This window comes from Pseudomonas sp. 2995-3, from assembly GCF_002742565.1.
Classification (GTDB): domain Bacteria; phylum Pseudomonadota; class Gammaproteobacteria; order Pseudomonadales; family Pseudomonadaceae; genus Aquipseudomonas; species Aquipseudomonas edaphica.
This window is the reverse complement of the sequence record NZ_LJSB01000180.1, coordinates 78,847-104,758: the sequence shown is the minus strand read 5'-3', so window position 1 is coordinate 104,758 and position 25,912 is coordinate 78,847. Positions and strand designations below refer to the sequence as shown.

At 61.2% G+C, this 25,912-nt stretch carries 22 protein-coding genes; 9 read left to right on the top strand and 13 right to left on the bottom strand.

Annotated elements, in window-relative coordinates:
* Positions 1–81 precede the first annotated feature (81 nt).
* Positions 82–1,659 (top strand): TerC family protein, encoded by a 1,578-nt coding sequence (locus tag AOA62_RS16070; protein WP_099549143.1) that lies wholly within the window; start codon positions 82–84, stop codon positions 1,657–1,659.
* Here AOA62_RS16070 and AOA62_RS16065 read toward each other — a convergent pair.
* Complete coding sequence (locus AOA62_RS16065; RefSeq protein WP_017135918.1) at positions 1,607–1,954, bottom strand: co-chaperone YbbN; 348 nt, start codon at positions 1,952–1,954, stop codon at positions 1,607–1,609. The two genes, AOA62_RS16070 and AOA62_RS16065, sit on opposite strands and share 53 nt — an antisense overlap.
* 376 nt (positions 1,955–2,330) lie before the next feature.
* Here AOA62_RS16065 and AOA62_RS16060 point away from each other — a divergent pair, with 376 nt between their 5' ends.
* The 8 genes from AOA62_RS16060 (at position 2,331) to AOA62_RS16025 (ending at position 8,925) form a co-directional block, all read left to right on the top strand.
* Positions 2,331–3,179: a transporter substrate-binding domain-containing protein gene (locus AOA62_RS16060; RefSeq protein WP_017135917.1), complete on the top strand. Its 849-nt coding sequence runs from the start codon at positions 2,331–2,333 to the stop codon at positions 3,177–3,179.
* 52 nt (positions 3,180–3,231) lie between these two features.
* Positions 3,232–3,894 carry an amino acid ABC transporter permease gene (locus tag AOA62_RS16055; protein ID WP_017135916.1) on the top strand — a complete coding sequence of 221 codons (663 nt, stop codon included), beginning with the start codon at positions 3,232–3,234 and terminating at the stop codon, positions 3,892–3,894.
* An 11-nt stretch (positions 3,895–3,905) separates the two neighbouring features.
* Complete coding sequence (locus AOA62_RS16050) at positions 3,906–4,568, top strand: amino acid ABC transporter permease (RefSeq protein ID WP_099549142.1); 663 nt, start codon at positions 3,906–3,908, stop codon at positions 4,566–4,568.
* Positions 4,565–5,347, top strand: coding sequence for an amino acid ABC transporter ATP-binding protein (locus tag AOA62_RS16045; RefSeq protein ID WP_017135914.1), 783 nt, complete (start codon positions 4,565–4,567; stop codon positions 5,345–5,347). The genes AOA62_RS16050 and AOA62_RS16045 overlap by 4 nt, the downstream gene beginning before the upstream one ends.
* Before the next feature lie 15 nt (positions 5,348–5,362).
* Entirely contained in the window at positions 5,363–5,752 is a 390-nt protein-coding gene (locus AOA62_RS16040; RefSeq protein WP_010210958.1) for a RidA family protein, read from the top strand.
* 166 nt (positions 5,753–5,918) lie between these two features.
* On the top strand, positions 5,919–6,683 hold the full coding sequence (locus AOA62_RS16035; protein ID WP_017135913.1) for an IclR family transcriptional regulator: 765 nt from the start codon (positions 5,919–5,921) through the stop codon (positions 6,681–6,683).
* Between the two features lie 9 nt (positions 6,684–6,692).
* Complete coding sequence (locus tag AOA62_RS16030; RefSeq protein WP_099549141.1) at positions 6,693–7,901, top strand: amino acid deaminase; 1,209 nt, start codon at positions 6,693–6,695, stop codon at positions 7,899–7,901.
* A 118-nt stretch (positions 7,902–8,019) separates the two neighbouring features.
* Positions 8,020–8,925: a sugar kinase gene (locus AOA62_RS16025; RefSeq protein ID WP_099549140.1), complete on the top strand. Its 906-nt coding sequence runs from the start codon at positions 8,020–8,022 to the stop codon at positions 8,923–8,925.
* Positions 8,926–9,045: 120 nt separating this feature from the next.
* On the opposite strand, the gene AOA62_RS16020 is transcribed toward AOA62_RS16025, so the two are convergent.
* The 12 genes from AOA62_RS16020 to AOA62_RS15965 form a co-directional block, all read right to left on the bottom strand.
* The gene (locus tag AOA62_RS16020; RefSeq protein ID WP_010564624.1) at positions 9,046–9,321 is read right to left on the bottom strand and encodes a peptidylprolyl isomerase; all 276 of its coding nucleotides are present in this window, start codon (positions 9,319–9,321) and stop codon (positions 9,046–9,048) included.
* A gap of 43 nt (positions 9,322–9,364) precedes the next feature.
* A complete protein-coding gene (locus AOA62_RS16015; RefSeq protein ID WP_099549139.1) occupies positions 9,365–11,902 on the bottom strand; it encodes a PAS domain-containing protein in 2,538 nt (845 codons plus the stop codon).
* 137 nt (positions 11,903–12,039) lie between these two features.
* Complete coding sequence (locus AOA62_RS16010) at positions 12,040–13,998, bottom strand: acetoacetate--CoA ligase (RefSeq protein ID WP_099549138.1); 1,959 nt, start codon at positions 13,996–13,998, stop codon at positions 12,040–12,042.
* Positions 13,999–14,159: 161 nt separating this feature from the next.
* Positions 14,160–14,933 carry a 3-hydroxybutyrate dehydrogenase gene (gene hbdH, locus AOA62_RS16005; RefSeq protein WP_099549137.1) on the bottom strand — a complete coding sequence of 258 codons (774 nt, stop codon included), beginning with the start codon at positions 14,931–14,933 and terminating at the stop codon, positions 14,160–14,162.
* A 7-nt stretch (positions 14,934–14,940) separates the two neighbouring features.
* Complete coding sequence (locus AOA62_RS16000; protein WP_099489563.1) at positions 14,941–16,332, bottom strand: GntP family permease; 1,392 nt, start codon at positions 16,330–16,332, stop codon at positions 14,941–14,943.
* Positions 16,333–16,621: 289 nt separating this feature from the next.
* A complete protein-coding gene (locus AOA62_RS15995) occupies positions 16,622–18,028 on the bottom strand; it encodes a sigma-54-dependent Fis family transcriptional regulator (RefSeq protein ID WP_099549136.1) in 1,407 nt (468 codons plus the stop codon).
* Positions 18,029–18,129: 101 nt separating this feature from the next.
* A complete protein-coding gene (locus tag AOA62_RS15990) occupies positions 18,130–19,701 on the bottom strand; it encodes an ABC transporter ATP-binding protein (RefSeq protein ID WP_017136941.1) in 1,572 nt (523 codons plus the stop codon).
* A 10-nt stretch (positions 19,702–19,711) separates the two neighbouring features.
* The gene (locus AOA62_RS15985; RefSeq protein ID WP_056859498.1) at positions 19,712–20,734 is read right to left on the bottom strand and encodes an ABC transporter permease; all 1,023 of its coding nucleotides are present in this window, start codon (positions 20,732–20,734) and stop codon (positions 19,712–19,714) included.
* Positions 20,734–21,792 (bottom strand): microcin C ABC transporter permease YejB, encoded by a 1,059-nt coding sequence (locus AOA62_RS15980; RefSeq protein ID WP_056859497.1) that lies wholly within the window; start codon positions 21,790–21,792, stop codon positions 20,734–20,736. Before AOA62_RS15980 ends, AOA62_RS15985 begins: the two co-directional genes overlap by 1 nt.
* Positions 21,792–23,654 (bottom strand): extracellular solute-binding protein, encoded by a 1,863-nt coding sequence (locus AOA62_RS15975; protein WP_099549135.1) that lies wholly within the window; start codon positions 23,652–23,654, stop codon positions 21,792–21,794. Before AOA62_RS15975 ends, AOA62_RS15980 begins: the two co-directional genes overlap by 1 nt.
* A gap of 130 nt (positions 23,655–23,784) precedes the next feature.
* On the bottom strand, positions 23,785–24,066 hold the full coding sequence (locus AOA62_RS15970; RefSeq protein WP_010210937.1) for a peptidylprolyl isomerase: 282 nt from the start codon (positions 24,064–24,066) through the stop codon (positions 23,785–23,787).
* A 235-nt stretch (positions 24,067–24,301) separates the two neighbouring features.
* Positions 24,302–25,912: an ABC transporter ATP-binding protein gene (locus AOA62_RS15965; RefSeq protein WP_099549134.1), complete on the bottom strand. Its 1,611-nt coding sequence runs from the start codon at positions 25,910–25,912 to the stop codon at positions 24,302–24,304.

The window sequence follows — 25,912 nt, the reverse complement described above, 5'->3', positions numbered from 1 at the left end:
CCGACTGCTAACCTTGTCCCGGTCCATTGATCGCGCCTTGCCGTGTCCGGCGTTCTGAAAACTTTAAAGAGACTCTATTAAATGGAATGGTTAGCGGATCCAACGGCCTGGCTCGGCCTGTTGACCTTGATTGTGCTGGAACTGGTGCTGGGCATCGACAACCTGGTGTTTATCGCGATCCTGGCGGACAAATTGCCGCCGGAGCAGCGCGACCGTGCGCGGTTGATCGGTTTGTCGCTGGCATTGCTGATGCGTTTGGGCCTGCTGGCGAGTATTTCCTGGTTGGTGACGCTCACGCAGCCGCTGTTCGAGGTGTTCGACAAGAGCTTCTCTGGGCGTGACCTGATCATGTTGTTTGGTGGTGTGTTCCTGTTGTTCAAGGCCACCATGGAGTTGCACGAACGCCTTGAAGGCCATGTGGCGCAGCGCACGGGCAATGTGGCTTACGCCATGTTCTGGCCGATCGTGGCGCAGATCGTGGTGCTCGACGCGGTGTTCTCCCTCGACGCGGTGATTACCGCCGTGGGTATGGTGGATGAGTTGGCCGTGATGATGATCGCGGTGATCGTGTCCATCGGCCTGATGATCGTGGCGAGCAAGCCGCTGACCCGTTTCGTCAACGCGCACCCGACGGTCATTATGTTGTGCCTGGGCTTTTTGATGATGATTGGTTTCGCCCTGACCGCCGAAGGCCTGGGCTTCCATATTCCCAAAGGCTACCTGTACGCGGCGATTGGTTTCTCGATCCTGATCGAGCTGTTCAACCAGATTGCCCGCGCCCGTCGCAAGAAGTCGGCGCAGGGCACCTTGCCAGTGCGCCAGCGTACCGCCCATGCGGTGATGCGTTTGCTCGGTGGCCGCAGTTTGGCGGTAGAGGGCGTGGATGACGACGTTGCTGACCTGCTGGGCGAGCCGGATGCCGGCCAAGGCCCGCTGTTTGATCGACGTGAGCGCGTGATGATCAGCGGCGTGCTGCAATTGGCCGAGCGGCCGATCCGCACCTTGATGACGCCGCGAGCCAAGGTCGACTGTATCGATCTGGCGGACGACGCCGACAGCATCCGGCAAAAACTGATGCATTCGTCCTATTCGCGCCTGCCGTTGATCCGTAACGGCGCTGTGGATGAGCCATTGGGTTTTGTGCACAAAAAGGAACTGCTCAAGGAGTACCTGGCCGGTAATGAGCCTAACCTTGAGCATCTGGCGCGCCGGGCGGTCAATTTGCTGGAGAGCTTTTCGATCCTGAACGCCCTGGAGCAAATGCGCCAGGAGTCAACTCACATTGCGTTCGTGATCAACGAATTCGGCGACTTCATGGGCGTGTTGAGCATGACCGACATCCTTGAGTCCATCGCCGGTGAGTTGCCGGACGCCAGCGAAATCGAAGGGCCGGATATTGTCGAGGAGGGCGAGGGCTACCGCGCCAATGGCGCCTTGAACCTTAACCTGGTGCGCCAGCGTACCGGCTTCAAGGCTGCCGCAACCCAGGACTATCAAACCCTCGCCGGGTTGGTGATGAGCCTGCTCGACCGCCTGCCCGTGGTGGGTGATAGCCTGGAGCATGAGGGCTGGCGCTTGACCGTCGCGGCGGTTGAGGAGCGTCGGGTCATACAGGTGCTGTTATTTCCCTTGATGAATAATCCTCAAACAGGTCGCTGAAAAACGCATCAGCGTCTAAGGGGCGGCCAACAAGCTGCTCCTGCACCTTGCCAAACTGGTACACCAGCGTCGCCGGGGTGCCCGATACGCTGGGCACCCTCGGATTTCGGTCGGTATTCACGATCAGTGCTGTTACAGGGCCAGCGTATTGTTTGGCGATGGTCTCGAACCTCTCGTCGAGTCCAACGCAGCCCGGGCAATCGGGATGAGTGAATAACACGATGGCCGCCGCATATTTTTTCAGTTGCGCCTCGTAGTCCTCCAGATCGCTGTAAGTCATGCTTGCAATGCCCATAGGATTTCCTTGCGTGCCCGCTCATAGACGTTGGGTACATACGCTAGAACTGCCGGGCAGGGCCGTCTACTGTCAACCTTCACAGGTAGACATGCTCACGCATCCATGGCGCGCGCACTGCAAGGGTGCGCGGTAACACTGTTCTGGCGCACTCGATTGAGGGTTGTCACCGGTGTGTGGGGTCTTGGGTAGCAAGCCGATTCGAAAGGGTGGCGTAACGCCGCGTCCTGGCCAGTTAACTATCCATATGATTTAAAAAGAATTTATCCCTGACATATTTTTCCGTTAGCGCGTGTGGCACACTTTCTGCTGTCTATTCCGTTGTTACATACCAAGTTCCGGTATAGCGGAATACACAACTCCTGGAGTGCTTGTCATGCATCACCGACCTTCCGTGTTTAAAGCGTGTGTTTTTCTCTTCGCCGCATCGGCTTCCCTCGCAAGCGTTGTGCACGCGGCGGACAGCAAGCTCGATGATGTGCTCAAACGTGGGCATCTCATTGTGGGTACAGGCAGTACCAATGCGCCGTGGCACTTCCAGGGAGCGGATGGCAAGTTGCAGGGTTTTGATATCGACATCGGCCGAATCGTGGCTAAAGGTTTGTTCAACGACCCAAGCAAGGTCGAGTTTGTGGTGCAGTCCTCTGACGCGCGTATTCCCAACCTGCTGACCGACAAGGTCGACATGAGTTGCCAGTTCATCACCGTCACCGCCAGCCGTGCACAGCAGGTTGCCTTCACCCTGCCTTACTACCGCGAAGGTGTGGGCCTGTTGCTGCCGAACAACAGCAAATACAAGGAAATCGAAGACCTGCAAGCGGCGGGCGATGGCGTGACCGTGGCCGTGCTGCAAAACGTGTATGCCGAAGAGCTGGTGCACCAGGCGTTGCCAAAGGCCAAGGTTGACCAGTACGACAGCGTCGACCTGATGTACCAGGCGGTGAACTCCGGCCGTGCCGATGCCGCCGCCACCGACCAGTCCTCGGTCAAATACCTGATGGTGCAAAACCCGGGCCGCTACCGCAGCCCGACCTACGCCTGGAGCCCGCAAACCTACGCGTGCGCGGTCAAGCGTGGCGATCAGGACTGGCTGAACTTCGTCAACACCGCGCTGCATGAAGCCATGACCGGCGTGGAATTCCCGGCCTACAAAGCCTCGTTCAAGCAATGGTTCGGTGTGGATTTGCCAGAACCTGCGATCGGTTTCCCGGTTGAGTTCAAGTAAATCGTAAATCCTGGGGCGTCGCTGACGGCGCCCCGAGCAGGTACTGCCGACCATGAACTATCAGTTGAACTTTGCCGCCGTGTGGCGTGATTTCCCCAGCTTGCTGGCGGGGCTCGGCCTGGGCCTCGAACTGGCCTTGCTGTCGATCGCCATCGGTTGCGTGATCGGCCTGATGATGGCGTTTGCCATGCTGTCCAAGCACCGGGCGTTGCGAATCTTCGCCTCGGTGTATGTGACGGTGATCCGCAATACGCCGATCCTCGTGCTGATCCTGTTGATCTACTTTGCCTTGCCCACACTGGGGATCCGGCTCGACAAGATCCCCTCGTTCATCATCACTCTGTCGCTGTATGCCGGTGCTTACCTGACCGAAGTGTTCCGCGCCGGGCTGTTGAATATTCCCAAGGGCTTGCGTGAAGCCGGCTTGGCCATCGGTTTGGGTGAGTGGCGAATCCGCGCCTACATCACCGTGCCGGTGATGCTGCGCAACGTGTTGCCGGCCCTGTCGAACAACTTTATTTCGCTGTTCAAGGACACGTCGCTGGCGGCCGCGATTGCGGTGCCGGAGCTGACCTACTACGCCCGCAAGATCAACGTCGAAAGCTACCGGGTGATTGAAACCTGGATGGTCACGACCGCGCTCTACGTGGCGGCCTGTTACTTCATTGCCATGCTGCTCCGTTACCTGGAACAGCGTCTGGCGATCCGTCGTTAAGGAGGGTTTGCATGTACGAGTCCCCAAGCTGGCTGCATGAGTTGTGGATCGCCCGGGATACGCTCTGGGCGGGGTTTCAAACCAGTATTTATTGCTCGGTGCTGGCGATTATCTTTGGCACGCTGATCGGTATCTTTGCCGGGTTGATCCTCACCTACGGCAAGTTCTGGATGCGCGCGCCGTTTCGTCTGTACGTCGACCTGGTGCGCGGTACGCCGGTGTTTGTGCTGGTGCTGGCGTGTTTTTACATGCTGCCGGCGCTCGGTTGGCAGATCAGCGCGTTCCAGGCCGGCGCCGTCGGGTTGACGCTGTTTTGCGGCTCCCACGTGGCGGAAATCGTGCGCGGCGCGCTGCAAGCCATTCCCCGTGGGCAATTGGAAGCGGGCAAGGCGATTGGGCTCACGTTCAAACAATCGCTGACCTACGTGCTGTTGCCCCAGGCGTTGCGCCAGATCCTGCCGACCTGGGTCAATTCCTCCACCGAAATCGTCAAGGCCTCGACCTTGCTCTCGGTGATCGGCGTGGCCGAACTGCTGCTCAGCACCCAGCAAGTCATCGCACGTACCTTCATGACCCTGGAGTTCTACCTGTTCGCCGGGTTTCTGTTCTTTGTCATCAACTACGCCATCGAGTTATTCGGTTGCTACATTGAAAAGCGGGTGGCCTTGCCATGAACCAACCTCAAACCAACCAACCGCTGCTGAACATTCGTGGCCTGCGCAAACAATATGGCCAGGTCGAGGTGCTCAAGGGCGTCGACCTGTCCATGCAGCGCGGCAACGTGGTGACGTTGATCGGCTCCAGCGGCTCGGGCAAGACCACTTTGCTGCGTTGCGTCAACCTGCTCGAAGAGTTCCAGGGCGGGCAGATCAGCCTGGACGGCGAGTCCATCGGCTACAGCGAAATCGCCGGCAAACGCGTGCGCCACCCCGAGCGGGTGATTGCCCAGCACCGTGCGATGACCGGCATGGCCTTCCAGCAATTCAACCTGTTCCCGCATCTGACCGCGTTGCAAAACGTCACCCTTGGCCTGCTCAAGGTCAAGAAGATGGGCAAGGACGAGGCTGTGGCCCTGGCCGAAAAATGGCTGGACCGCGTAGGTCTGCTGGAACGCCGCAATCACTTCCCCGGTCAACTTTCCGGCGGTCAGCAACAGCGCGTGGCGATTGCCCGCGCCATTGCCATGAACCCCAGCCTGATGCTGTTTGATGAAGTCACCTCGGCCCTCGACCCGGAACTGGTGGGCGAAGTGCTCAGTGTGATCAAGGGGTTGGCGGAAGAGGGCATGACCATGTTGCTGGTCACCCACGAAATGCGCTTTGCCTATGAAGTGTCGGACAAGATCGTCTTCATGAACCAGGGCCGCATTGAAGAGCAGGGCGCGCCGAAAGACATCTTCGAACGCCCGCAATCGCCGCGCCTGGCGGAATTTTTGAAGAACATTCGTTTTTAATCAGGAGCAATTTTTATGAGCATTACTCGTTACGGCGCCGGCAGCACCGCCGGTGGTGGCCAGCCGCGACCTTTCGCCCGCGCCGTGGAAGCTGACGGCTGGCTCTACGTGTCGGGCCAGGTGCCGGCGGTAGACGGTGAAATCATCACCGGCGGCATCATCGAGCAAACCCGCCAGACCATGCGCAACGTGGTGGCGATTCTGGAGGAGGCCGGTTACGAACTCAAAGACGTGGTGCGCGTCGGCGTATGGCTGGAAGACCCACGGGACTTCTGGAGCTTCAACAAAGTGTTCGGCGAATACTTCACCCCGGAACACGCCCCGGCACGCGCGTGTGTGCAGGCCAACATGATGGTGGACTGCAAGGTCGAGATCGATTGCGTGGCCTACAAGAAAAAAGGCTAAATGCCACTCTCTTGAGATCACTGAAATCCAATGTGGGAGCTGGCTTGCCTGCGATGACGGCGTGTCAGGCAGCCCTGGGTAACTGAACCACCGCCATCGCGGGCAAGCCCGCTCCCACAGGGTATCACTGTGCAGCATTACCACTATGACCGGATCGACGACTGCCATGACCGAAGACACCATCAAACGCCGCGCCAAAGGACTGGACCGTGCATTCGATATCCTCGATTTTCTCAAGGAGATCGGCCAGCCCCTGCGCCCGAATGATATTGCCAGCGGCATCGGCAGCCCCAAATCCACCGTCTATGAACTGGTCGCGTCGTTGCTGGAGCGGCGCATTCTGGAAACGGTGGGCAAGGACGGTCACGTCTACCTCGGCCGCCAGCTGTACTTTCTCGGCCAGGCGCACCTGCGCCATTTCGACCTGACCCGCGAGGCCGACCACGCCTTGCAGGAGATCGTCAGCCAGACCCATGAAACCGCGCAGATGTGCCTGCTTAACGGGCGCAAATACACGGTGGCGCTGATGCGCGAAGGCGAGCGGCATTTTCGTATCTCCTCGGACATCGGCGAAAACGCGCCAATCCCCTGGACCGCTTCCGGGCGCTTGTTGCTGGGGCACTTGAGCGACCAGCAGATCATCGACCTGATCGACTACGACGACTTCATCCTGCCGGACGGCCAGCGCCTGCCGCTGGAAACCTTCCTGGCGCAAATCCGTCAAGCCACCCTCGATGGGTTTTTCTCCTTCGACAGCGTGGCCGACACCTTCACCCATTGCTTTGCCGCCCCGGTGCGGGACGCGCAGGGCATCAGCATTGCGACCTTGTGCATCGTTGCACCGCGCGCCGATGCGACCAAAAACTACAACGACTATCGCCGGGTGTTGATTGACAGCGCCAATAACCTGGCCCGGCGTATCAACGAATAGGAGTACTTCATGTCTGCCCTCAATGCCGTTGAAAAAGGCGCCGCCGCCATTGGCGCCCATCTGGTCCGCGACGTCAGCCTGCCGGCCCTGGTGCTGCACCGCGATGCACTGGAACACAACATCCGCTGGATGCAGGCATTTGTCAGCAACAGCGGTGCAGAGCTCGCGCCCCATGGCAAAACCAGCATGATGCCGGCGCTGTTCCAGCGTCAGATCGAGGCGGGCGCCTGGGGCATCACCCTGGCTAACGCCGTGCAGACCCGCGCCGCCTATGCCGGTGGCGTGCGCCGCGTATTGATGGCCAACCAGCTGGTGGGCGCGCCGAACATGGCGCTGATCGCCGACCTGCTGGCGGACCCGGATTTTGACTTTCACTGCATGGTTGATCATCCGGACAACGTCGCTGACCTGGGGCTGTTTTTCGCCGCCCGTGGCCTGCGCCTGAACGTGATGATCGAATACGGCGTGGTCGGTGGCCGTTGCGGGTGCCGCAGCGAGCAGGAAGTGCGCGAGCTGGCAAAGGCAATCAAGGCCCAACCGGCCCTGGCCCTGACGGGTATTGAAGGCTACGAAGGTGTGATCCACGGCGAACACGCCGTCAGCGGCATCCGTGACTTCGCCGCCAGCCTGGTGCGCCTGGCCGTGGACCTGCAAAACAATGGCTCGTTCGACTTGCCCAAGCCGATCATCACCGCCTCGGGGTCGGCCTGGTACGACCTGATCGCCGAGTCGTTCGAAGCGCAAAACGCCGCCGGGCGCTTCCTCAGCGTGTTGCGCCCCGGCAGCTATGTGGCCCACGACCATGGCATCTACAAAGAAGCGCAGTGCTGCGTGCTTGATCGTCGCGGCGACCTCAACGAAGGCCTGCGCCCGGCCCTGGAAGTCTGGGCCCACGTGCAATCGATGCCCGAGCCTGGCTTTGCGGTGGTTGCCCTGGGCAAGCGTGACGTGGCCTACGACGCCGGTTTGCCGGTGCCGCTCAAGCGCTACAAGGCCGGGATTGTGCCGGCTGAAGGCGATGATGTAACCGCGTGCAAAGTCACGGCGGTGATGGACCAGCATGCGTTCATGACGGTGGCGCCGGGGGTTGAGTTGCGTATCGGCGACATCATCTCCTTTGGCACTTCGCACCCGTGCCTGACCTTTGACAAGTGGCAGGTGGGTTGCCTGGTGGATGAGCGGTTGCAGGTCGTTGAATCCTTGGATACCTGCTTCTAGACCGCGTCGTGGCCATCGCAGGCAAGCCAGCTCCCACCTTTGAAGTTGAAATGCATTCCAGCTGTGGGAGCTGGCTTGCCTGCGATGAGGCCCTCCCACACACCAAGAGTCCCCAGGCATGAACACAACTCCCCGCATCGCCCTGATCGGCGAATGCATGATCGAACTGCAACACCGCGCCGATGGCAGCCTGCAACAGAGCTTCGGCGGCGACACCTTGAACGCGGCGGTGTACCTGCGCCGCGAGTTGGGCACCGTTGGCACGGTCGACTACGTGACCGCCCTGGGCGATGACAGTTTCAGCGATGCCATGTGCCAGCAATGGACCGCCGAAGGCCTTGGCCTGGGCATGGTCCAGCGCCTGCCCGGGCGTCTACCGGGGTTGTACTGCATCCAGACCGACGCCAACGGTGAACGCAAATTCCTCTACTGGCGCAACGAAGCCGCTGTGCGCGACTGCTTTACCACGCCGGCAGCCGAGCCGATCCTGGCGGCGTTGCCGGACTACGACGTGGTGTATTTCAGCGGCATCACCCTGGCGGTACTGGGTGAAGTCGGGCGTGAGCGCTTGCTGCAAACCCTGATCGAAACGCGCCGGCGCGGTGGCAAGGTGGTGTTCGACAACAATTATCGCCCGCGCCTGTGGGCGAGTGTCGACGCGGCGCGCGCGGCGTATCACCAGGTGTTGGCCGAGGTGGATATCGCCCTGCTGACCGAGGATGACGAGCGCGCGTTGTTTGGTTATGCCAACAGCGAGCAGGTGTTCGCGGCGTACCCGGCGATTGCAGAAGTGGTGCTCAAGCGCGGGGCGAATGCGTGCTTGATCCGTTGTAATGGCGAGCGCTTTGCGGTGCCGGCGCTGAAGGTCGAGAAGGTGGTGGATACGACGGCGGCGGGGGACTCGTTCAGTGCGGCGTATTTGGCCAGTCGGCTCAAGGGCGGCTCGCCTGAACAGGCGGCGTTGGCCGGGCATCGGTTGGCGAGTAGGGTGATTCAGGTGCCCGGGGCTTTGATTGCGCGGTGAATGGCCGCCTGCGGCGGTTCGCAGGCAAGCCAGCTCCCACATTTGACTGCATTTTTCCAGTTGAAATGCGCTCAAGTGTGGGAGCTGGCTTGCCTGCGATAGCGGTCCTGAGCCAACCCCTCAGTCGCGGTAAAACACCTGCACCAGGTGGTAACCAAACTTGCTCTTGATCGGCCCGTGCACCACTTTCACCGGCTTCTTGAAGATCACCGCATCAATAACCCCCACCATCTGCCCAGGCCGCACTTCACCCAAATCACCGCCGCGCTTGCCGGAGGGGCAAGTGGAGTACTTTTTGGCCAGCACATCAAACGCTTCGCCCTTGGCAATGCGCTGTTTGAGCTGTTCGGCTTCTTCGCTGGTTTTCACCAGAATATGACGGGCTTGGGCTTTCATAAGGTTCTACCAGGTGTGCGACGGCGCGCGATTATGCCTGAACTCATTCGTCGACGTTGATCATGCTGCGGATTTTAGTCGCCAGCAGATCAATGGAAAACGGCTTGGCCACCATGTCCATGCCGTCCTCCAGGAAGCCCTGGCGCTCGGCGGCTTGTTCAGCGTAACCGGTCATGAATAATACGCGCAGGCCCGGCCGGTGCTGACGGGCGATTTCGGCCAGTTGCCTGCCGTTCATGCCCGGCAGGCCGACATCGGTGACCAGCAGGTCCACGCGCAGGTCCGATTCCAGCAGCGGCAGCGCGGTGCGCGCATCTGCCGCCTGGTGAGCGGTGTAGCCCAGCTCGGCGAGCACATTGACCACCAGCATGCGCACCGCCGGGTCATCCTCGACCACCACCACCGCTTCACCGGCGAGTGCCAGCGGCGCTTCGCCCAAATGCGGCGGCAGGTTGCTTTCCAGCGCGGTGCCGTGCAACCGCGGCAGGTACAGGCGCACGCAGGTGCCCTGGCCGGGTTCGCTTTGGATGGTCACATGGCCGCCGGATTGCTGGGCAAAGCCGTAGATCATCGACAACCCCAGGCCGGTGCCCTGGCCGATGGGCTTGGTGGTGAAGAACGGGTCGAAGGCCTTGGCGAGAATCTTCGGCGCCATGCCGGTGCCGTTGTCGCAGACGCCGAGCATCACGTAGTCGCCGGCCTTGACCGGCTCCAGCGTGGTGATGTCGGTGCCGTCCAGGTAACTGTTGGCAGTTTCGATGCGCAATTCGCCGCCGTCGGGCATCGCGTCGCGAGCATTGATCACCAGGTTGAGTAAGGCGTTTTCCAGCTGGCTGGCATCGGTGTTGACCGGCCAGATATCTTTGCCCAATTGCACCTTGAGCGTGATATGCGCGCCTTTGGTGCGACGGAACAAATCTTCCAGGGACGCCACCAGCTCGTTCGGGTCCAGTGGCCGGCGGTCCAGCGACTGCCTGCGGGAGAAGGCCAGCAGCCGGTGGGTGAGGGCGGCCGCGCGATGGGCGGACGACACGGCCGCATCGGTAAAACGGCCGATTTCGTCGCTGCGCCCGGCGGCGATATAGCGCTGCATCAAGTCCAGGCTGCCGATAATGCCGGTGAGCATATTGTTGAAGTCATGGGCGATACCGCCGGTGAGCTGGCCGACCGCTTCCATTTTTTGTGCATGGCGCAGTGCGTCTTCGGCGCGCTCACGCTCGAACATCTCGTTTTGCAGGCGCTGGTTGGCCTCGGCCAATGCCTGGGTGCGCTGGGCCACGCGTTCTTCAAGGTTTTCGTTGAGGTGGCGCAGGGCTTCTTCGGTGAGTTTGCGTTCGGTCTCATCGATCACAAAAATGTAGAAACCATTCACCGAGCCGTCATTGCTGAAGCGCGGCAAGTACTTCATCAGCGCATGGCGCGGCCGGCCGTCGCGGTGCGGGGTGATGGTCATGAAGCTGCAGGCCTTGCCGCGCAGCGCGGCGTCGATCTTGTCCGCGCGCCCGGCATACACCTCGTCGCCGAGTACTTCGCGGATGCTTTTGCCGTACAGCTCCTGGGGCGTCATGCCGTACCAATCGAGGTAGGCGCTATTGTTGAGGCGAAAGCGCTGCTCGTGGTCGACATAACCGATCAGCACCGGCATGGCGTTGATGATCAGTTGCAGCTCGGTCTGGCTTTGACGCAGCGCCTGTTCGGTCTGCTTGCGTTCGGTCAGGTCCAGCGCTGCCCCCAGGAAACGCGCCGGGCGGCCTTGGTGGTCCTTGTAGCAGCGGCCGCGGGCAAACACCCAGCGCACCTCGCCATCGGCCTGCAGCAGGCGGTATTCCTCGGCGTATTCGGTGCCGAAGGTGATGCAATGCTTGATGCTGCGCGCGACCATGCCGCGGTCTTCGGGGTGAACGCCGTGCAGGTAGTCGCTGATGGGGAGCAGGCCGGCGTCTTGCGGGTCGACACCGTGCAAGTGGGCAAAGTGGGCGTCGGCGATAAAGCGGTCTTCGCCGATATCCCAGTCCCAGGTGCCCACCGCATCGGTTGCCGCCAGTGCCAGTTGCAGGCGTTGTTCGCTGTTGTGCTGGGCCTTGAGGCTGTCTTCGGAGCGCTGTTGCAGTTCGAGGGTTTTGCTGCGCCGCTCATTGGTCTCGATGGCGGTGACCAGAATCCCGGCCACGCTGCCGCCTTCGTCGCGCACCGGGCTGTAGGTCAGGTCGAGCCAGATTTCGGTGTCGCGGTTATTGCGTTGCAGCACAAAGCGCTGTTCGCTGAAGGTGCGCACCTGGCCGCCGAGCACCGCGTCGTAGATCGGCGCAGTAAAACTCTCAAGCTCCGGCCAGGTGTCATGGGCCGGTCGGCCCAGCGCCTCGGGATGCTTGTTGCCCGCGAGCACGGCGAAGCTGTCGTTATAGAGCTGGGTGAGCTGGCTGCCCCACAACAGCAGCATCGGCATCGGTGAATGAACGACGATATCGACGGCTGTGCGCAGGCTTTGCGGCCAGTCATCGGCCTCACCGAGCGGGCTTTGCGCCCAGTTCAGCCGCGCAATCAATGCGGCGGCTTCGCTACCGGTGGATGTTCCATTCATGAAAAAGCCCTGCACCTGACACTTTGAAATACGACAACAGCCGATTATCCCGCGAGACGGGAACGGCTGACTACCCCTCGAAAAATAGCATGCATTGAGGGGTTGTCTTCAAATCAGTGCGTCAGAGCTGAAACCTTTCATCCGTCCGCCAGCTCAGGGCGATTGCGAAACTGTTCCAGCGCCTGCGGGTTTGCCAGGGCATCGGTGTTTTTGACCGGCTCGCCATGCACCACATTACGCACCGCCAGTTCGACGATCTTGCCGCTGATGGTGCGCGGTATGTCGCCGACGGCGAGGATCTTCGCCGGGACATGGCGCGGCGTGGTGTTGGCGCGGATGACCTGACGAATCTGCTGCTCCAGCGCGTCATCCAGCGTGATGCCTTCGTTGAGCCGCACAAACAACACCACCCGCACATCGTCCTGCCAGCGTTGGCCGATGGCCAGGCTTTCCAGGACCTGCGGGACTTTTTCCACCTGGCGATAAATTTCTGCGGTGCCGATGCGCACACCGCCGGGGTTGAGCACCGCGTCGGAGCGCCCATGAATCAGCAGGCTGCCATTGGGGCGCTGTTCGGCGTAGTCGCCCTGGGCCCACACGCCGGGGAACTGGCTGAAATACGAAGCCCGCAGTTTTTTCTGGTCGGGGTCATTCCACAGGCCAATCGGCATGGCCGGAAAGTGCCGGGTACACACCAGCTCGCCTTTTTCCCCGACCAGCGGCTGGCCCTGGTCGTCCCACACTTCGATGGCCATGGCCAGGCTCTTGCACTGCATTTCGCCGCGCCGCACCGGCAGCACCGGGTTGCCGATCACAAAGCAGGAGACGATATCGGTGCCGCCTGACATTGACGACAGGCACAACTCGGCCTTGATCTCGCGGTACACATAGTCGTAACTCTGCGGCGACAGCGGCGAGCCGGTCGAGATCAGGCCTTTGAGGCTGCCTAAGTCGTGGCTCAGGCGCGGTTGCAGGCCGGCCTTTTCCAGGGTGGCGAGAAACTTGGGGCTGGTACCGAATACGCTGATTTTTTCCGCGTCGATCAGGTCGATCAGCCGCTCGGGGCCGGGGTGAAACGGCGAGCCGTCATACAGCACCGCCGTGGCACCCAGGGCCAGCACTGACACCAGCCAGTTCCACATCATCCAGCCGCAGGTGGTGTAGTAGAACAGGCAGTCTTCGCGCGACAGGTCGGCGTGCAGGCCGTGTTCCTTGAGGTGGGTGAGCAACACGCCGCCGGTGCCGTGGATGATGCACTTGGGCACGCCGGTGGTGCCGCTGGAGTAAAGAATATACAGCGGATGATCGAACGGTACCGGGACAAATTCAGGCTCGCCGCCGGGTGAGTAGAAGTCGTTCCACAGTACAACCCTGGCGTGGGTGCGGTAGTCCTCGCTGCGCGCCTGGGGCCGGGCATACGGCACGATGATCAACTGTTCCAGGGACGGCAGGCGTTCGAGGATTTCATTGAGTTTGGTACTTTGGTCGATGTTTTTGCCGGCGTAGCGGTAGCCCGCGCAGGTGATCAACACTTTGGGTTCTATCTGGCCGAAACGGTCGATCACGCCTTGTGTGCCGAAGTCCGGCGAGGAGCACGACCAGATCGCGCCCAGGCTGGTGGTGGCAAGCATGCCGACCAGGGTTTGCCAGGTGTTGGGCATGCACGCAGCCACGCGGTCGCCCTGGGTTACACCGGCCGCCCGCAAGCTGCGCTGCAAGCCTGCGACATGCTCGGCCAGTTCGGCATAGGTCAGTTGTTCGCGCTGGCCCTCTTCGCTGACCGCCACCACCGCCGGGTGAGCATCCCGACGGCGCAGCAGGTGTTCGGCAAAGTTCAGGGTCGCGCCTGGGAACCACTCGGCGCTGGGCATTGCCGCGCCTTCGATCAGCGTGGTGCTGGGCGGGCTGCGAAACTGCACCTCAAAAAACGAGACGATCGCCTGCCAGAAGTCGGCGCGCTGGTCGATGCTCCATTGGTGCAGGGCGGGGTAGTCACGCAGCTGCAGGCTGTAGCGTTGGTTGATGTAGTGCCGGAACTGGTCCATTCGCGTGTTGGCGATGCGTTCGGGGGAGGGTTGCCAGAGGATCTCGGACATTTGCGCAATCTCTTGTTTTTGTACAAAACCTCCAGCCAACACAGGTCGAAACTGTGGGAGCTGGCTTGCCTGCGATAGCGGTGGGTCAGTTAGCTCATTGGTTACTGACCCACCGCTATCGCAGGCAAGCCAGCTCCCACAAGTGATCTTCAGTGCCTGATTTACTGGGCCAGCCAACCACCGTCGATATTCCACGCGGCGCCGCGCACTTGGGCGCCAGCTTCACTGCACAGGAACAACACCAACTCACCCAGCTGTGGCGGCGTCACAAACTCCAGCGACGGCTGTTTCTCGGCCAGCAAATCATGCTGCGCCTGCTGCGGATCAACGCCCTTGGCCGCGCGATCATCAATCTGCTTTTGCACCAGCGGCGTCAACACCCAGCCTGGGCAGATGGCATTGCAGGTGACGTTACCGGTGGCGGTCTCCAGGCCCACCACCTTGGTCAATCCGATGACGCCGTGTTTGGCCGCCACATAGGCCGCCTTGCCCACCGAACCGACCAAACCATGCACCGACGCGATATTGACGATGCGCCCCCAGCCCTTGGCCTTCATGCCCGGTAAACTCAAGCGCGTGCTGTGGAACACCGACGACAGGTTGATCGCGATGATCGAATCCCAGCGTTCCACCGGGAAGTCTTCCACGGCCGCCACGTGCTGAATACCGGCGTTGTTGACCAGAATGTCGACGCCGCCGAACTCGCGCTCGGCGTAGGCAAACATGTCGGCAATTTGCGCCGGGTCGCTGACGTCCGCCGGGTGATGCCCGACCTTGCCGCCGAACGCCTGCACCTGGGCGACCGCCGCACTGGCGTCGCCGAAGCCGTTGAGGATCAGGTCGGCGCCGGCCTTGGCCAGGCTCAGTGCGATGCCCAAGCCGATGCCGCTGGTAGAGCCGGTAACCAGGGCGGTCTTGCCATTCAAAGTCGTCATGAAAACCTCACACAATGCCAGTGGCGTAGAAAGTACCGATCACCACGAACACCGCGAGGGTCTTGATGATCGTGATGCCGAAGATGTCCTTGTAGGCTTCGCGGTGGGTCAACCCGGTGACCGCGAGCAGGGTGATGACCGCGCCGTTATGGGGCAGGGTGTCCATGCCGCCACTGGCCATGGCCGCAACCCGGTGCAGCACTTCAAGGGGGATATTGGCCGCATGGGCCGCCGAAATAAAGCTCTCGGACATGGCCGCCAAGGCGATGCTCATGCCGCCGGAGGCAGAGCCGGTGATACCGGCCAGCAGGGTCACGGTAATCGCTTCGTTGACCAGCGGGTTGGGGATGCCCTTGAGCCAGTCCGCCAGCACCAGAAAGCCCGGCAGCGAGGCGATCACCGCGCCAAAGCCGTATTCCGAGGCGGTGTTCATGGCCGCCAGCAGCGCGCCGCTGACCGCGCTTTTACTGCCTTCGGCGAGTTTGCTTTTGATCGCCGACCAGCCGAACACCAGCACCATGACGATGCCCACCAGCAACGCCGCCTGCACCGCCCAAATCGCCGTGAGCTTGGCGATGTCGGTGGTCACCGGCGCGCTCATGCCCGGCAGGCTGAGGCTGTGGGTCTTGCCGTACCACTGCGGGATCCAGTGGGTGAACAGCAGGTTCATCACGCCCACCAGAATCAGCGGCGACAGCGCGACCCACGGGTTGGGCAGCGCCAGGTTGTCGGCGGTTTCCGGCTCGTTGCGCAGCTCGGTGCCATAACCTTCACCGGCGCGTTGTGCCTTGTTGCGCTGGCGCGCCAGGTAGAGCATGCCGGTGCAGAACACGAAGACCGTGCCGATCAAACCCAGCCACGGCGCCGCCCAGGCGGTGGTGTTGAAAAAGGTGCTGGGGATGATGTTCTGGATCTGCGGCGTGCCGGGCAGGGCGTCCATGGTGAACGAAAACGCACCGAGGGCGATGGTCGCCGGGATCAGGCGCTTGGGAATGTTGCTTTGGCGGAACATCTCCGCCGCAAACGGGTACACCGCAAACACCACCACAAACAGCGACACGCCGCCGTAGGTGAGCAGGGCGCAGACCAGCACAATCACCAGCATCGCCTGGCGCGTGCCAAGCAAGCGGATGGCGGCGGCCACAATCGAGCGCGAAAAGCCCGACAGCTCAATCAGCTTGCCGAACACCGCGCCGAGCAGGAACACCGGGAAATACAGTTTGATGAAGCCGACCATTTTCTCCATGAACACCCCGGTAAACGCGGGGGCGACGGCGGAGGGGTCGGTGAGCAGCACGGCGCCGAGGGCGGCGATGGGGGCAAACAGGATCACGCTGTAGCCACGGTAGGCGGCCAGCATCAGCAGCGCGAGGGCTGCCAGGGCAATGATCACACTCATGGTGTGTCTCCAGATCGAATTGTTATTTTTGTGGGGGTGGTGCGTTGGAGAGGGGCTATAGCGAGATGTGTGCCAATTGACTAAGTTGTTGAAATATATAGATATTATTATTTTGTGCGGGTGCAATTCTTGAGATTGTCTCTTTTTTGAGACTGGCAAGGATCAAAAGTGGGAGCTGGCTTGCCTGCGATAGCGGTGGTTCAGCTCAATAGGTATTGACTGATGGGCCGCTATCGCAGGCAAGCCAGCTCCCACAGTGGGCTGTCTTTGTTTGTGGAATTGTGTCTATTTATTGAGACTCGCTCATGTCCAATGCCACCATTTTTTTGTACAGGGTCGATCTACCCAGCCCCAACCGCTTGGCGGCTTCCACCACATTGCCTTCACAGGCCTTGAGTGCCGCCGCAATCACCTGCCGATCAAAGCGCTCCCGCGCCGCCGCAAATGTCTCGCCCTCGACCGTCTCCACCCGCCCACGGGCCACCGGGCTGAACGTGCCGATCGCCGCGCGAATCTCTTCGGCATCCAGCACCAGGTCATCACTCAACAACGCCGCGCGTTCCAGTACGTTGCGCAGTTCACGGATATTCCCCGGCCACGCGTGCTGCGCCAGCAACGCCAAGGCTTCGCGGTCAAGCTCATGCTGGCTGCGCAACTCTTCAAGAATCGCCTCGCTCAACGCCGGAATATCTTCCAGGCGCTCACGCAACGGCGGCACCTGGATCGGCAGCACGTTCAGGCGGTAATACAAGTCCGCCCGGAATTCGCCGCGCTTGATCGCCGCTTCCAGGTCCATGGACGTGGCCGCGATCACCCGCACATCGCTGTGCACCATTTCGTTGGAGCCCACCGGCTCGTATTCCTTTTCCTGCAACACCCGCAGCAGTTTGCTTTGCAGCGGCAGTGGCATGTCGCCGATTTCATCGAGGAACAGCGTGCCGCCCTGGGCGATTTGCAACTTGCCGGGGCGGCCCTTGCGGTCGGCGCCGGTGAAGGCGCCCGGTGCGGTGCCGAAGAACTCGGCTTCGAGCAGGTCGCCGGGAATGGCCGCGCTGTTGATGCTGACAAATGCTTTATGGGCGCGCGTTGATGCGCCGTGGATGGCCTGGGCCAGCAACTCTTTACCGGTGCCGGTTTCGCCCAGCAGCAACACGGGCGACTCCGCACTCGCACTGCGTCGTGCCCGGCGTTTGACTTCCAGGCTGGCGGCGCTGGTGCCAATAAAATGCGCGAAGTTGTATTTGCTCTGGCGCGAGCGCAGCAGCGAACGGGTGGAGGCCAGCTCCTGCTGCATGCTCAGGTAGCGCTCGATCAGCGGCGACAAGTTGCGCAGCTCATCGAACAGCGCAAATCCAATCGCGCCGATCACCACGCCTGCGTCATCGTGGATCGGCAGGCGCATCACCACCAGCGGGCCTTTGGGCGTGTCCTGGATATCCAGCAGAATCGGCTGGTCGTTGCGCACCACCTGGCGTAACAGGCTATTGGAAATCACCTGCTCGCACGGCTGGCCGATGGCTTCATCGGCGCTTTTAAGACCAAAACGTTTGGCGTAGCGCTCGTTCATCCACACGATATTCGCGTCGCGATCGACAATCACCGTGCCTTCGCTGGACTGCTCGATGATCTCGAACAGCGACTGGATGGCCAGGCCGCGAACCTGCTGGTAGTCCTTGAGGCTGTCGCTGATGTTCATGCTCACACTGCCAACGCAAAATATGATTGGAATACGGTCCTGTGGGAGCTGGCTTGCCTGCGATGGCGTCCTCAAGATCGCCATCGCAGGCAAGCCAGCGCCTACAAGGGAATGTGCGCCGCCGCCAGCAGCTCTTTGGTGTAGGGATGTTGCGGCGCGTCGAACACCACATGGCTCGCGCCGCGCTCCACCACCTTGCCGTCCTTGATCACGATCATGTCGTGGGCCATGGCCCGCACCACCGCCAGGTCGTGGCTGATAAACAGATAGGTCAGGCCGTATTTTTCCTGCAGTTCACGCAACAGCGCCACCACTTGTTTCTGCACGGTGCGGTCGAGGGCTGAGGTCGGTTCATCCAGCAGCATCAGCGCAGGCTTGAGCACCAAGGCGCGGGCGATCGCGATGCGTTGACGCTGGCCACCGGAAAACTCATGGGGGTAACGATGACGGCTGGCGGGGTCGAGGCCCACGTCCTTGAGCACCTGGATCACTTGCGCATCGCGGTCGGCCAGGCTGCACGGCGCGTGCACTTCCAGGCCTTCGCTGATGATCTGTTGCACCGACATGCGCGGGCTGAGGCTGCCGAACGGGTCTTGGAACACCACCTGCATCTGCTTGCGCCATGGGCGCATCTGCTGGTTGTTCAGCGGGTCGAGGGCTTCACCCTGAAAACGGATACTGCCGGTGGAATCGAGCAAGCGCAGGATCGCCTGGCCGAGGGTGGATTTGCCCGAGCCGGACTCGCCGACAATCCCCAAGGTTTTGCCGCGCTGCACGCTAAGGCTAATGCCGTCGACTGCGCGCAGCCAGGTTTTGCGCCTGAACAGCCCGCCGCCGAGGGGGAATTGCACGCTCAGGTCGTCGACTTGCAACACCGTCTCACGTTCATCACTGCACAGCGCATCGCCGGACGGCTCGGCATCCAGCAGCAGGCGGCTGTAGGGGTGTTGCGGCGCAGTGAACAGCGTCTCGCAGTCGGCCTGCTCGACAATCTCCCCGGCGCGCATTACACACACACGCTGGGCAATGCTGCGCACCAGGTTGAGGTCATGGCTGATCAGCAGCAGCGACATGCCCAGGCGTTGTTGCAACGACTTGAGCAGCAGCAGGATCTTGCGCTGCACGGTCACGTCCAGCGCGGTGGTGGGTTCGTCGGCAATCAGCAGCTCCGGCTCGCAGGCCAGGGCCATGGCGATCATCACCCGCTGGCGCTGGCCGCCGGAGAGTTGATGCGGGTAAGCCTTGAGGCGCTCCTGGGGTTTCTGGATGCCCACCAGTTCGAGCAGCTCAAGAATGCGTGACTGCGCCGCCTTGCCGCCCAGGCCCTTGTGCAGCAGCAGGGTTTCGCCGATCTGTTTTTCGATGCTGTGCAGCGGGTTGAGCGAGGTCATCGGCTCCTGGAAAATCATCGCAATACGGTTGCCGCGCAGCTTTTGCAAGGTGGCCGTCGACGCGCCGATCAGCTCCTGGCCGCGATACTTCACCGAGCCTGTGGTGTGCGTGCCCGCGTCTGGCAGCAATTGCAGAATCGAGTGGGCGGTTACCGACTTGCCCGAACCCGACTCGCCGACCAAGGCCAGGCATTCGCCAGGGCGCACGTCCAGGCACAGTTTGCTCACCACGGTCTGGCCGCTGAAGGCGACGCTGAGGTCGCGGATCTCGATCAGGTTCATACGCAATTACTCATGAGCGTGGGTCGAAGGCATCACGTAATGCCTCGCCGATAAAGACCAGCAGCGACAGGATCAGCGCCAGGGTGAAAAACGCCGTCAGGCCCAGCCAGGGCGCTTGCAGGTTCTGCTTGCCCTGGGCGATCAGCTCGCCCAGGGACGCACTGCCGGCGGGCATGCCGAACCCGAGAAAATCCAGGGCGCTAAGGGTCGAAATCGCCCCGGTCAGGATAAATGGCAGGTAGCTCAAGGTGGCGGTCATGGCATTGGGCAGGATATGCCGGCGAATGATCTTGCCGTCGCCCAGGCCCAGGGCGCGTGCGGCCTTGACGTATTCCAGGTTGCGCCCACGCAGGAACTCGGCGCGCACCACGTCCACCAGGGCGAGCCAGGAAAACAACGCCATGATCCCCAATAGCCACCAGAAATTCGGCTCGACAAAACCCGACAGGATGATCAACAGGTACAGCACCGGCAGCCCGGACCACACTTCCAGAATGCGCTGGCCGAGCAGGTCGACCCAGCCGCCGTAGTAACCCTGCAAGGCGCCGGCGGCAATGCCGATGGCGGCGCTGATGGCCGTGAGCGCCAGGGCAAACAGGATCGACACCCGTGCGCCAAAGATCACGCGCGCCAGCACATCGCGGGATTGATCGTCAGTGCCCAGCCAGTTCACCGTCGAGGGCGGGCTGGGGGCAGGGCGGGTCAGTTCGTAGTTGGGCGTGTCGTCGCTGAACGGGATCGGCGGGAACAGCATCCAGCCGCCGTCCTGCTTGATCAGCTTTTGCACGTAGTCACTGCGGTAGTCGGCCTGGAACGGCAGCTGGCCGCCGAACTGCTGCTCGGTGTAGCGCTTGAACACCGGGAAATACAGTTCGTTCTTGAAGCTCAGCACCAAGGGTTTGTCATTGGCGATCAACTCGCCGCCCAGGGTCAGGATAAACAGGCCGATAAACAGCCACAGTGACCACCAGCCACGGCGGTTCTTCTTGAAGCGCTCGAAACGCCGACGGGCCACCGGAGACAGATTAAGCATCAGGCGTTCCTCGCGGCGAAGTCGATACGCGGGTCCACCAGGGTGTAGCAGAGGTCACCGATGAGTTTTATCAAGAGCCCGAACAGGGTGAAGATAAACAACGAACCAAAGACTACCGGGTAGTCGCGGGATACGGCGGCTTCGTAGCTCATGCGGCCCAGGCCATCGAGGGAAAAGATCACCTCGATCAGCAGGGAGCCGGCAAAAAACACGCTGATAAAGGCCTGGGGAATCCCCGAGATTACCAACAGCATGGCGTTGCGAAACACATGGCCGTAGAGCACACGGCGTTCACTCAAACCCTTGGCGCGGGCGGTGACCACGTACTGGCGTGTGATTTCATTGAGAAATGAGTTTTTGGTCAGGATGGTCAGCGTGGCGAAACCGCCGATCACCAACGCGCTGACAGGCAACACCAGGTGCCAGAAATAGTCGGCAATTTTGCCGATTGTGCTGAGTTCGTCGAAGTTCTCCGAGACCAGCCCACGCACCGGGAACCAGTTCAGCGAGGTGCCACCGGCGAACAGCACGATCAGGAACATCGCAAACAGGAAGGCCGGCATGGCATAGCCGATGACGATCGCGGTGCTGCTCCATACGTCAAAACTGCTGCCGTGGCGCACCGCCTTGCGAATCCCCAAGGGGATCGACACCAGGTAGGTGATCAGGGTGGCCCATAAACCGAGGGAAATGGTCACCGGCATTTTTTCCAGGATCAGGTCGATCACGCTTTTGCCGCGAAAGAAGCTGTTGCCGAAATCCAGCCGGGCGTAGTTCTTGAGCATCAGCCACAGGCGTTCCGGCGCGGGCTTGTCGAAGCCGTATTGCTTTTCGATGTCCTTGATCAATTTGGGGTCCAGGCCACGGCTGGCGCGCGAGCCGTTGACGGCTTCGCCGCCACCACCGCCGATGCCGCCGCCACCGATGCCTTGCAGGTGGGCAATGGCCTGTTCGACCGGGCCGCCGGGCGCGGCCTGCACGATCACGAAGTTGACCAGCAGGATGATCACCAGCGTGGGGATGATCAGCAGCAGGCGCCGCACGATATAGGCAAACATCAGCGGGCACCTCCACGTTTTTTCAGCTCGGCGTTCATCTGTTCATTGGTCAGTGGGGTGGGGCTGATTTCCCACCAGGTTTCCAGCGCTTCGTCGTTCTTGGCCTCGATGGCCGGGCGACCGAAACGGTTCCACCAGGCAGCGGAAGTGCCGGGCGGGTAATAGTTGGGGATCCACAGGTAGTTCCATTGCAGCACGCGGTCCAGGGCATGGGCATAGGTGAGCATCTGCGCCTGGGTGTTGGCTTTGACCAGCCCGCTGATCAGGCTGTCGACGGCGGGGTCTTTAAGCACCATGTAGTTGTTCGCGCCAGGGTCGTAGGCGGCCTGCGAGCCGAAGTAGTTATACAGCTCCATGCCCGGCGAGGTGGTGACCGGGAAGCCGATGACGATCATGTCGTAGTCGCGGGCCATGATGCGGTTGACGTACTGGGACGAGTCGATGCGGCGGATATTGAGGGTGATGCCGATCTGCGCCAGGTTGCGCTTGTACGGCAGCAACAGGCGCTCAAGGCCGGCCTGGGCGTTGAGGAAGGTGAACTCCAGTGGCTCGCCGTCGGCGTTGACCAGCTTGTCGCCCTTGGGTGTCCAGCCGGCGGCTTCCAGCAGTGCCAGGGCTTGCAGCTGTTTGTCACGGATCATGCCGCTGCCGTCGGTGACCGGCGCCTTGAACACCTGGGTGAACACTTCGTCCGGCACCTGGCCGCGCAGTGGCTCAAGAATCGCCAGTTCCTCTGGGGTCGGCGGTTGGCTTGCAGCCAGCGGGCTGTTGGAGAAGAAGCTCTGCTGGCGGATGTACATATTGCGCATCATCTGCCGGTTGGCCCATTCGAAGTCCCACAGCATCGCCAGCGCCTGGCGCACGCGGCGGTCCTTGAACATCGGTTTTTGCACGTTGAACACGTAGCCCTGGGCCGGTTGCGGCATCTCCTTGGCCAAGTGCGCACGTTGCAGGCGGCCATCGTCGAGGGCCGGGCCGTTGTAGCCGATGGAGTAGCCCGTAGCGGAGAACTCGCGGTTGAAGTCATAGGCGCCGCCACGCAGCACCTGTCGGGCCACCTCGGTGTCGCCGAAGTACTCCAGGCTCAAGTGGTCGAAGTTGTACAGGCCCCGGCTGACGGGCAAGTCCTTGCCCCACCAGTCGGGGTCGCGGGTGAAAGTGATGGTGCTGCCGGAGTCGATTTTGCTGATTTTGTACGGGCCGCTGCCCAGCGGCGCTTCGTAGCCGCCACCGTTGGCGAAGTCGCGGGTTTTCCACCAATGCTCGGGGAATACCGGCAGGGTGGCGATATCCAGAGGCAGGGTGCGGTTTTCATTGCTGGAAAAGTCGAAGCGCACCTGGCGCTCGCCTTCGACTTCGACGTGTTTGACGTCGGCGAACAGGGTGCGAAAGCGCAGGCTGCCTTGGGTCATCAGCAGGTCGAAGCTGTAGCGTACATCTTCGGCGGTGATCGGCGTGCCATCGGCAAAGCGTGCCTTGGGGTTGAGGTAGAAGCGCAGCGACAGGCCGTCGTCGGCGCGTTCCATTTTTTCAGCGACCAGGCCGTAAACGGTGTAGGGCTCATCCAGGGAGCGCTGGGCCAGCGGGGCGTAGAGCCAGCCGTCGACCTGGGAGACGCCGATGCCTTTGTCTATGTACGGCAATACATGGTCGAAGCGCCCGATTTCGATGGCTGAGCGTCGCAGGCTGCCGCCTTTGGGCGCGTTGGGGTTGGCGTAGTCGAAATGGGTGAAGCCGGTGGGGTACTTGGCCGGTTCGCCGTAGACCGTGAGGTAGGTTTGCGGGGCCGCGATCACGGCGGTGCTGGCCAGTAGCAGGGCCAGGGTGGAGCTGAAGAGTTTTGTGGAAAAAACCAATCGCATTATCAGCCTTGAGCGCCGGGTGAACAGTAATAGGGATTTGTACGTTAACGGCTTATGGGTTGCCAGTCACTTGATGCACAACGGCCCACCAAAAGGCGGGCCGTTGTTTATAGCATCAGCGCGTACGGGATCAGTCCTGGCGGCTGGTGACTTCCAGCAGGTGGTAGCCGAACTGGGTTTTTACCGGGCCTTGCACGGTGTTGACGGGGGCGCTGAAGACAACGGTGTCGAATTCCTTGACCATCTGGCCTGGGCCGAACGAACCCAGGTTGCCACCGTCGCGGCTGGATGGGCAGCTGGAGTTGGCTTTGGCGATTTCTGCGAAATCGGCGCCGCCTTCGATCTGGGCCTTGAGTTCGTTGCACTTGTCTTCGGTGGAAACGAGGATGTGGCGGGCGGTGGCTTTGGCCATGGGGGTAACTCCTTGAAGTAAAAAGGGTGAGCCTACCGGATTCAGGTGGTTTTTTGTTGGCAAAGTTCCATCTTGTGGTGGGTTGGGTTGATTGAGTACATATCCGTTGCTGCGGTAACGGCCACTTAGGGTTCCGCCCTTACGGCGGGTCACTTTTGGCACGCCCTGCAAAAGTGACCCGCTGTAAGAGCGGAACCATAGGCCGCCGTTACCTAAATAACGGATATGTACACGATCAAACCACAACAGCAGGCACCAAAAACGCAGCTTCCAACAACTGCCGCGTATAAGCATGCTGCGGATCCGCAAAGATCCCCGCCGCGTCCCCCTGTTCCACCACCTGCCCATGCTTGACCACCATCAACTGGTGACTCAAGGCCTTCACCACCGCCAAATCATGGCTGATAAACAGGTACGTCAGGTTGTACTTGGCCTGCAGCCCCCGCAATAATTCCACCACTTGCCGCTGCACCGTGCGGTCCAGCGCGGACGTCGGTTCATCGAGCAGTATCAAGCGGGGCTTGAGCACCAAGGCACGGGCGATGGCGATGCGTTGACGCTGCCCACCGGAAAACTCATGGGGGTAACGATGTCGCGACTCCGGGTCCAGGCCCACTTCCTTGAGCGCTGCAACAATCGCCAGTTCCTGCTCGGCCGGCGTGCCCATTTTGTGGATACGCAAGCCTTCGCCAACGATCTCGCTCACACACATTCGCGGGCTCAAGCTGCCGAACGGGTCTTGAAACACCACCTGCATCTCCCGCCGTAGCGGGCGCACCTGTTGCTGAGTCAAGCGGTCAAGCTGCTGGCCTTCAAAGCGAATCCCGCCTTTGCTGGCAATCAAGCGCAAAATCGCCAGGCCCAGGGTGGACTTGCCCGAGCCGCTTTCACCGACGATGCCCAGCGTCTGGCCCTGGGGCAGGCTGAAGTTGATGCCGTCCACCGCCTTGACGTAATCGACGGTGTTGCGCAAAAAGCCCTTTTTGATCGGGAACCAGACCTTCAGGTCGTCGACTTCCAGGAGTGGCGGCCCGACCTCGTTACTGGCTGGCCCACCGCTGGGCTCCGCCGCCAGCAGTTCCTGGGTGTAAGGGTGCTGGGGCGACTGAAACAGCGTCTCGCAATCAGCCTGTTCAACGATGCAACCCTGCTGCATCACACACACACGATGGGCGATGCGCCGCACCAGGTTCAAGTCATGGCTGATCAGCAGCAATGCCATGCCCAGCCGGGCCTGCAGCTCTTTGAGCAGTTCCAGGATCTTCAATTGCACGGTGACGTCGAGGGCCGTGGTCGGTTCGTCGGCGATCAGCAGTTCGGGCTCGTTGGCCAACGCCATGGCGATCATCACCCGCTGGCGCTGGCCGCCGGACAGTTCGTGGGGCAGGGCTTTGAGGCGCTTGTGCGGCTCGGGGATGCCCACCAGCTCAAGCAGTTCCAGGGTGCGCCGGGTCGCGACTTTACCGGTCAGGCCTTTGTGCAGGCCGAGCACTTCGTTGATCTGCTTCTCGATCGAATGCAGCGGGTTCAACGAGGTCATTGGCTCCTGGAAGATCATCGCAATGCGGTTGCCGCGAATATGCCGGATGGTTTTCTCTTTGAGGGTCAGCAGATCATGCCCGGAATAGCTGATGGTGCCGGCCGGGTGACGCGCCAGCGGGTAGGGCAATAGGCGCAGGATCGAATGGGCGGTCACCGATTTGCCTGAGCCGCTTTCGCCGACCAGTGCCAGGGTTTCGCCGCGCTTGATATCGAAGCTGACATTGTTGACCACGCGATGGTGATGCTCGCCGGTGACGAACTCGACGCAGAGGTCGCGGACTTCGATCAGATTGTCCTGATTCAT

Coding starts and splice junctions, on each gene's coding strand:
- AOA62_RS16045 (WP_017135914.1), top strand. CDS start 4,565: ATGAACCAACCTCAAACCAACCAACCGCTGCTGAACATTCGTGGCCTG.
- AOA62_RS16030 (WP_099549141.1), top strand. CDS start 6,693: ATGTCTGCCCTCAATGCCGTTGAAAAAGGCGCCGCCGCCATTGGCGCC.
- AOA62_RS15980 (WP_056859497.1), bottom strand. CDS start 21,792: ATGTTTGCCTATATCGTGCGGCGCCTGCTGCTGATCATCCCCACGCTG.
- AOA62_RS16000 (WP_099489563.1), bottom strand. CDS start 16,332: ATGAGTGTGATCATTGCCCTGGCAGCCCTCGCGCTGCTGATGCTGGCC.
- AOA62_RS16065 (WP_017135918.1), bottom strand. CDS start 1,954: ATGGGCATTGCAAGCATGACTTACAGCGATCTGGAGGACTACGAGGCG.
- AOA62_RS16060 (WP_017135917.1), top strand. CDS start 2,331: ATGCATCACCGACCTTCCGTGTTTAAAGCGTGTGTTTTTCTCTTCGCC.
- AOA62_RS15965 (WP_099549134.1), bottom strand. CDS start 25,912: ATGAATCAGGACAATCTGATCGAAGTCCGCGACCTCTGCGTCGAGTTC.
- AOA62_RS16070 (WP_099549143.1), top strand. CDS start 82: ATGGAATGGTTAGCGGATCCAACGGCCTGGCTCGGCCTGTTGACCTTG.
- AOA62_RS16015 (WP_099549139.1), bottom strand. CDS start 11,902: ATGAATGGAACATCCACCGGTAGCGAAGCCGCCGCATTGATTGCGCGG.
- AOA62_RS16010 (WP_099549138.1), bottom strand. CDS start 13,998: ATGTCCGAGATCCTCTGGCAACCCTCCCCCGAACGCATCGCCAACACG.
- AOA62_RS16025 (WP_099549140.1), top strand. CDS start 8,020: ATGAACACAACTCCCCGCATCGCCCTGATCGGCGAATGCATGATCGAA.
- AOA62_RS16035 (WP_017135913.1), top strand. CDS start 5,919: ATGACCGAAGACACCATCAAACGCCGCGCCAAAGGACTGGACCGTGCA.
- AOA62_RS15985 (WP_056859498.1), bottom strand. CDS start 20,734: ATGCTTAATCTGTCTCCGGTGGCCCGTCGGCGTTTCGAGCGCTTCAAG.
- AOA62_RS16050 (WP_099549142.1), top strand. CDS start 3,906: ATGTACGAGTCCCCAAGCTGGCTGCATGAGTTGTGGATCGCCCGGGAT.
- AOA62_RS16020 (WP_010564624.1), bottom strand. CDS start 9,321: ATGAAAGCCCAAGCCCGTCATATTCTGGTGAAAACCAGCGAAGAAGCC.
- AOA62_RS15975 (WP_099549135.1), bottom strand. CDS start 23,654: ATGCGATTGGTTTTTTCCACAAAACTCTTCAGCTCCACCCTGGCCCTG.
- AOA62_RS15970 (WP_010210937.1), bottom strand. CDS start 24,066: ATGGCCAAAGCCACCGCCCGCCACATCCTCGTTTCCACCGAAGACAAG.
- AOA62_RS15990 (WP_017136941.1), bottom strand. CDS start 19,701: ATGAACCTGATCGAGATCCGCGACCTCAGCGTCGCCTTCAGCGGCCAG.
- AOA62_RS15995 (WP_099549136.1), bottom strand. CDS start 18,028: ATGAACATCAGCGACAGCCTCAAGGACTACCAGCAGGTTCGCGGCCTG.
- AOA62_RS16055 (WP_017135916.1), top strand. CDS start 3,232: ATGAACTATCAGTTGAACTTTGCCGCCGTGTGGCGTGATTTCCCCAGC.
- hbdH (WP_099549137.1), bottom strand. CDS start 14,933: ATGACGACTTTGAATGGCAAGACCGCCCTGGTTACCGGCTCTACCAGC.
- AOA62_RS16040 (WP_010210958.1), top strand. CDS start 5,363: ATGAGCATTACTCGTTACGGCGCCGGCAGCACCGCCGGTGGTGGCCAG.